The organism is Stenotrophomonas panacihumi, assembly GCF_001431645.1.
GTDB classification, from domain to species: domain Bacteria; phylum Pseudomonadota; class Gammaproteobacteria; order Xanthomonadales; family Xanthomonadaceae; genus Stenotrophomonas_A; species Stenotrophomonas_A panacihumi.
This window is the reverse complement of record NZ_LLXU01000126.1, coordinates 49372-55766: the sequence shown is the minus strand read 5'-3', so window position 1 is coordinate 55766 and position 6395 is coordinate 49372. Positions and strand designations below refer to the sequence as shown.

Annotated in this window: 6 protein-coding genes; 1 reads left to right on the top strand and 5 read right to left on the bottom strand. The window is 67.1% G+C overall.

The features are described from left to right. Positions 1 to 501 precede the first annotated feature (501 nt). Genes ARC20_RS16165 through ARC20_RS16150 form a run of 4 tightly spaced genes read right to left on the bottom strand, consistent with a single transcriptional unit; the run spans position 502 to position 4720 of the window. Positions 502 to 1485, bottom strand: coding sequence for a bile acid:sodium symporter family protein (locus ARC20_RS16165; RefSeq protein ID WP_057648978.1), 984 nt, complete (start codon positions 1483 to 1485; stop codon positions 502 to 504). Between the two features lie 40 nt (positions 1486 to 1525). Next, positions 1526 to 2017, bottom strand: coding sequence for a protein tyrosine phosphatase family protein (locus ARC20_RS16160; RefSeq protein WP_108143520.1), 492 nt, complete (start codon positions 2015 to 2017; stop codon positions 1526 to 1528). Positions 2018 to 2019: 2 nt separating this feature from the next. Next, entirely contained in the window at positions 2020 to 3759 is a 1740-nt protein-coding gene (gene dnaG / locus ARC20_RS16155) for a DNA primase (protein ID WP_057648975.1), read from the bottom strand. Between the two features lie 46 nt (positions 3760 to 3805). Further along, positions 3806 to 4720 carry a YihY/virulence factor BrkB family protein gene (locus ARC20_RS16150; protein WP_057648973.1) on the bottom strand — a complete coding sequence of 305 codons (915 nt, stop codon included), beginning with the start codon at positions 4718 to 4720 and terminating at the stop codon, positions 3806 to 3808. A 111-nt stretch (positions 4721 to 4831) separates the two neighbouring features. On the opposite strand from ARC20_RS16150, the gene ARC20_RS16145 reads away from it, so the two are divergent. After that, positions 4832 to 5755: a hypothetical protein gene (locus ARC20_RS16145; protein ID WP_146165866.1), complete on the top strand. Its 924-nt coding sequence runs from the start codon at positions 4832 to 4834 to the stop codon at positions 5753 to 5755. A gap of 50 nt (positions 5756 to 5805) precedes the next feature. Here ARC20_RS16145 and ARC20_RS16140 read toward each other — a convergent pair whose 3' ends face one another. Then, on the bottom strand, positions 5806 to 6252 hold the full coding sequence (locus ARC20_RS16140; protein ID WP_057648969.1) for a GatB/YqeY domain-containing protein: 447 nt from the start codon (positions 6250 to 6252) through the stop codon (positions 5806 to 5808). Positions 6253 to 6395 lie beyond the last annotated feature (143 nt).

The following is a 6395-nucleotide window of genomic DNA, read 5'->3' as shown; positions in this document are numbered from 1 at the left end:
CATCCATGGGGGCTCGTCGGCGCCATCCATGGCGCCAACGGTCCCGAAAGGGCCCCGCCCCCGCAGACCCCACAGATCACCACGACCGGACGACAACATCCAAAGCCGCGCACCCCAAGCGCGCCGCCCGCCCACTCCTCTACTGGAGCGGCATCAGCCGCGACCGGAAGAGCAAAGGCAAGATGAAATTTGGAGAGATGAAGAAGGATCAGAGCAAGGCTTTTGCTTTTGCTCTTCTCCCTTCCAACTCTCCGCGCGTGCCTATCGAAGTGGGATCAATGATGCGCCTAGCGCCGGGCTGGCCTATAGGGGCGTCAGCGGGCCATGGATGGCCCGCGTGCGGCGAGTCAGACAGGATGTCTGCCCGAGCCGTGACGACCCTATAGGCCAGCCCGGTGCCCGCACCGTAAGGCAACACAACTGACCGCACACCCCGACCGCACCACCAAAAAAATCCAAACCGCCATCCATCAGAGCCGACATAAAAGGCAGGAACCTAGATCACGCGCCCCCCCGCCGCCCATCCCTCGCATACCGCTGCGCCACCACCGCACACACGATCAGCTGTATCTGGTGATAGATCATGATCGGCAACACGATCGCCCCCAAACTCCCCGCCGAAAACATCACCTTTGCCATCGGCACGCCCGTCGCCAGGCTCTTCTTCGACCCGCAGAACACGATCGGAATCTCGTCCTCGCGCGAAAAACCCAACCGCCGCGCTATCCACGTGATCAACGTCATGGCCACGGCGAGCAGCGTCACCGCAAACCCCGCCACCGCCAGCAGCGCCGGCACCGGCGTCTTGTGCCACAACCCCTCGTTCACCGCCGCGCTGAAAGCCGTATAGACCACCAGCAGGATCGTGCCCTGGTCGGTATAGCGCAGGATCGCCCGCCGCCGCTCCACCCAACCGCCGATCCACGGCCGCAACAGGTGGCCCGCCACGAACGGCACCAGCAGCTGCAGCAGGATTTTGCCGATCGCCTCCAGCGGATGCGCCATGCCGCCCTGCGCACCCACCAGCACGCCCATGATCAGCGGCGTCAGGAACACACCCAGCAGGCTCGACAACGAAGCGCTCACCACCGCCGCAGGCACGTTGCCACCCGCCATCGAAGTGAAGGCGATCGACGACTGCACCGTCGACGGCAACGCGCACAGGAACAGCACGCCGATGAACAGCTCCGGCGTCAGCAGCGAATGCGCGAGCGGCTTCGTCAGCAGCCCCAGCAGGGGATACAGCACGAACGTGCAGGCCAGGATCGTCAGGTGCAGGCGCCAATGCAGCGCGCCGGCGCGCACCGCTTCGCGCGAGAGGCGCGCGCCGTGCAGGAAGAACAGGGCGGCGATCGCCAGGTCGGTCGCGTCGTCCATCACCGCGGCGGCACCGCCGCGCACGGGCAGCAGGGAGGCGAGGGTAATGGTGCCGAGCAGGGCGAGGGTAAACGGATCCAGGCGCAGGCGCGCCAGCCATGACTTCATCGTGATACCAGCAGCGTGGGGGAAAAGAACATCTAGATGACTATCGGCGCGCGTCTTGCAGCTGCGCGCGCACCGCCGGTTCCAGTGAGCCCAGGCCGGCGGCGTGGCCTTCGGCCAAGGCTTCTTCGTCACTGGCGCCGCGCGCGTGCGCCGAGAGCGCCAGCAGCGCGCCGACCCGGTTGCCCGACGCGCAGTGCAGCAGCACCGGGCCTTGCGCGGCATCAAGCGCGTGTTGAAGCGCGGCGGCCTTGGCGGGCGTGATGTCCTGCGCGCCCGTCACCGGCAGCGCGACATAGTGCAGTCCCAGTTGGCGGGCGGTGTCCGCTTCCGCATAGCCACGCGCTTCATCCGCGCCACGCAGGTCGATCACCGTCGTCACGCCCTGCGCAGCCAGTGCGCGCAGTTGCGCTTCATCCGGTTGGCCGCCGGCGTACAGTCCGGGGCGCAGTAGTTGCACTTCTGCACAAGCGCCGACTTGATGTGCGACAGAAAGGAGAATGGCAAGAAGGAGTCTGGGCACTATAGCGGTCATCTCTACGTCCGCTTGCGTGTGGCGCCGGGCGCGGCCTTCAGAAGTTCACGCAATTCAAATCGCGCTACTGGGTCAAGCTCGCTCCAAGGCTTGGATTTCAGTTCCTCGATGCGTTGTTGCACAAGCTGTTCCTCCAGCTGCACGGCGACGTCATGCAGCTCCTGCGCCCAGATCTGTGCATCGCCCGGCAGTTCCTGCGCGGCCAGCTTGTGCAGCGCCGCCTGCTCCTCGCGCTCGGCGTAGTGTTCGAGCAGGGCGCCGGTGGTGATCTCCGGGCGCTGGCGCACCAGTTCGATCAGCTCCAGCAGCAGCTCCACGCCCGGCAGGCGCAGGCCGGCGAAGTCGTGGTGGTTCTCGATGCCGGCGGCGAGCGAGGGCTGCTGCAGCAGGATCGCGATGGCACTGCGCACCAGGCTGCGCTTGTGGGTGGGCGTGACGGGGCGCGGCGGCGCGGCCACGGCCGCCGGGCTGTTGGACGCGCCCGCACCCACGCCGGTCATCCGGGCCAGCTGCTGGCGCATCAGGTCGCCGAAGGCGCCATCGGGAATCTGCGCCAGCATCGGGCGCGCGCGCTCGGCCAGCCGCGCGCGGCCGTCGAGCGTGTTGAGGTTGATCTCCTTCGACATCTCGTCGAAGAAGAACTGCGACAGCGGCGTGGCCTGCTTCAGGCGCGCGTCGAACGCTTCGGCGCCTTCCTTGCGCACGATGGTGTCCGGGTCCTCGCCGTCGGGCAGGAACAGGAAGAACGCCTGCCGACCATCCTTCATGCGTGGCAGCACCGATTCGAGCGCGCGCCAGCCGGCCTTGCGGCCCGCGTTGTCGCCGTCGAAGCAGAAGTAGACGTCCGGGGCATTGCGGAACAGCAGTTCGGCATGCTCCGGCGTGGTCGCCGTGCCCAGCGTCGCCACCGCCTGGGTGACGCCGAACTGGAACAGCGACACCACGTCCATGTAACCCTCGACGACGATCAGCCGCTCGATCTTCTGGTGCGCCTGGCGCACCTGCCACAGGCCGTACAGTTCGCGGCCCTTGTGGAACAGCGCGGTTTCCGGCGAGTTGAGGTACTTCGGGCCGTCGTCCTTCTCCAGCACGCGGCCGCCGAAGGCGATGACGCGACCACGGCGGTCGAAGATCGGGAACATCACCCGGTCGCGGAACTTGTCGTAGACGTGGCCGCGGTCGTTCTTGGAGAACAGGCCGGCGCGGTCCAGCAGCTTCATGCGGCGCTCGTCGGTGCCCAGCGCGTCCTTGAGCGCGCTGTAGCCGTCCGGCGCGTAGCCGATGGAGAAGCGCGCGCGGTTGTCGGCATCCACGCCGCGGCCATCGAGGTACTCGCGCGCCTTGGCATTGCCTTCCAGGTGCTTCTGGAAAAAGCGCGTGGCGGCATCGAGGGCGGCGTAGAGGTCGCGGCTGTCGTCCTGCTGGGCGGCGTTGCGCTGCTGGGTATCGCGCGGCACTTCCATGCCGGCGCGCTTGGCCAGTTCGTCCACCGCATCGAGGAACTCGAGGCGGTCGTAGTTCATCAGGAAGCTGATCGCCGTGCCGTGCGCGCCACAACCGAAGCAGTGGTAGAACTGCTTGGTCGGCGAGACGGTGAACGAGGCCGAGCGCTCGTCATGGAACGGGCAGCGTGCCGAGTATTCCTTGCCCTGGCGCTTGAGCGGCACCCGACCGCTGATCACCTCGACGATGTCCGTCCGGGCAAGCAGGTCGTCGATGAAAGCGTCGGGAATGCGGGCCATCCGCATAGGATGCCACGGGCGGCGCGCGCGGGGCGGGCCGGGGGCTTCAGGTTTCCGGCGAAGGGCGGTGTGGCGCGGGTACGGTGGCCGGGTCGATGCCGGCGGCGGCGAGCTTGTAGCGGGCCCGCGTGCGTTCGTCGATGACGGCGGTGATCAGCGCGCCCACGAAGAACACCACGCTGGCGTAGTACATCCATACGAGCAGCACGACCAGCGCGCCCATCGAGCCATACGCACTGCCCGGCGCGGCTTCGCTGATGTACAGGCCGATGCCGTAGCGGCCCAGCGCGAACAACGCGGCGGTGATGATGCCGCCCAGGATCGCCTGCCGCCATGACACCAGCCGGTCAGGCAGGTAGCGGTAGAGGAAGGCGAAGGCCAGCACGTACACCAGCAGCGTGGTCACGTAGCCCACCGCCGGCAGTACCGAGGGCAGGCGCGCGAAGGCGACCTGCAGCGCGGTGGTGGCGATCATCGACACCAGCAGCAGGAAGCCCAGCGCCAGCACCACGCCGAAGGAGAACACGCGCTTCTTCAGCCACGGCACGATGCCGGCCAGGCGCTGGCGGTCGGTGTGGAAGATCAGGTTCAGCGCGTTCTGCAACTGCGCGAACACCGCCGTGGCGCCGACGAACAGCAGCAGCGTGCTCCAGCTGCCGGCCATGGTGCCCATGCCCGGTTGCGCGGTGGCGTTGTCGATCACCGTCTGCGCCACCATGGCCGAGCTGCCACCGGCCAACTGGCCCACCTGCGTCACCAATGCCTCCTGCGCCGGCGGGTACAGCGAGGCGGTGAGCCACAGCAGCAGCACCAGCAGCGGTGCCAGCGAGAGCAGGGCATAGAACGACAGCGAGGCGGCCTGGGTCATCACGTCGATCTCGACGAAACGGTTCGCCAGGGCCATCGGCAGGCTGTGCTGCACACGGTCGATGTATTTGCGCAGGTGCGGGTCAAGATCCATGTGGGGGCGTTATCATCGGCTCGGGGATCATCCGAGGGAAAGACAGCCCGCGCAGGCGCGGGCCGTGGCGGATGGGCTTTCGGAGTCAATTAACGCAAAGGAGATGTGATCGTGAAGAGAACTCTGTTGGCGGCCGTGTGCCTGGGAATGGCGTGGACGGCGCAGGCAGCGCCCACGTGCGAGGACAACTTCAAGTCCGTCGGCGATCCGCGCAACGGCCAGGCGTTCCTTTCCAGCGTGACGGTTGCCGGCCTCACGCCGCGCAGCGCGCTGGGCCAGGTGCGTCGCTACGCCAAGGACGAAGGTTTCGAAACTGGTGGCGAGGTCTACGACGCCAAGGGCAATGGCGAATTCTTCTACGTGCAGACCGGGCTGCGCTTGCCGCTGGTGTTCATGGCCAATGCCGAGAACGGCGGCAATGTCGCCATCACCGTGAAGCTGGCCCGCGGCCAGGCGGTGAAGGAAGAGGACGCGCGCAAGGGACTGTGCGACATCCTGGGCAAGGTCAAGGGCGGCAAGGAAGGCGAGTCGATCGCCAACGCCGCGCGCGAGGCCGATGGCGTGGACCGCTACGAGAGCGTGGACGCCACCGAGCTGTCGGCCAAGCTGGAGAAGGAAGCCAGGAAGACCGCCTCGGCCGGTGCGGGCACGCTGTCGTTCAAGGACATGATGCTGGGCGGCAGTTCGAGCCGTGAATCGAGCGAGCAGGTCGCGCAGGCGCTGCTGCCGTTCTACGCGCGCTACATCGGCAAGAAGTACCGCGTCGACGGCCAGCTTTATACGGTCTCGCACAACCAGTACAGCGGCGCCGACCAGGTGGCGTACCTGGTGACCAAGAGCCGCGGCATCTTCAACGTGCGCGACGGCGCGGACATGAACGGTGCGCGCTTCCAGATCCAGTGCAACCTGGCGCCGGACCAGAAGGCGTTCTTCAGCACCTTGAAGTCGCAGGACTACGCCACGCTCGAGGGCACGGTGATGAACGTCACCGGGAGCAGCATCGAGATGAAGGACTGCCGCCAGGCGCGTCGCTGAGCGCCTGACGGGGAGCGGTCGGGCGATCGATGATCGCCCGGCCTGCCGGATCAGCCGGCGAGCTGCTGCTTCACCAGCGTGGACACCAGGCCCATGTCGGCCTGGCCGGCGAGCTTGGGCTTGAGCACGCCCATCAGCTTGCCCATGTCGGCCGGGCCCTTGGCACCGGTTTGCGCGATGGCGGCCTGGATCGCGGCGACGATCTCCGCCTCGCCCATCTTGGCCGGCAGGTAGCGCTCGATCACCACGATCTCCTCGCGCTCGACCGAGGCCAGGTCTTCACGGTTGGCGGCCTCGTACTGGGTCACCGAGTCCTTGCGCTGCTTGACCATCTTGTCGAGCACGCCGACCACGGCGGTGTCGTCCAGCTCCACGCGCTCGTCGACTTCCTTCTGCTTGATGGCGGCGTTGATCAGCCGGATCACGCCCAGGCTGTGCTTGTCGCCCGCCTTCATGGCGGCCTTCATGTCTTCGGTGAGCTGCTGCTTGAGGGTCATGGAGCACCTGATTGGATGAATGGGCGGGGCATCCCGCCGGGGAAGGGCGCCGGTGAGGGCGTCCAAAGCAAAAAGCCGGCGACGCTCGCGCGTGCCGGCTTCAGGCCCTGCAACCCAAGCCGCGCCAGAGGCGCCGCCCGGGT

What these genes read in the sequence shown, in the direction of transcription:
- ARC20_RS16160 (WP_108143520.1), bottom strand. Translation starts at nt 2,017, where the DNA reads ATGACCGCTATAGTGCCCAGACTCCTTCTTGCCATTCTCCTTTCTGTC.
- ARC20_RS16150 (WP_057648973.1), bottom strand. Translation starts at nt 4,720, where the DNA reads ATGGATCTTGACCCGCACCTGCGCAAATACATCGACCGTGTGCAGCAC.
- ARC20_RS16140 (WP_057648969.1), bottom strand. Translation starts at nt 6,252, where the DNA reads ATGACCCTCAAGCAGCAGCTCACCGAAGACATGAAGGCCGCCATGAAG.
- dnaG (WP_057648975.1), bottom strand. Translation starts at nt 3,759, where the DNA reads ATGGCCCGCATTCCCGACGCTTTCATCGACGACCTGCTTGCCCGGACG.
- ARC20_RS16165 (WP_057648978.1), bottom strand. Translation starts at nt 1,485, where the DNA reads ATGAAGTCATGGCTGGCGCGCCTGCGCCTGGATCCGTTTACCCTCGCC.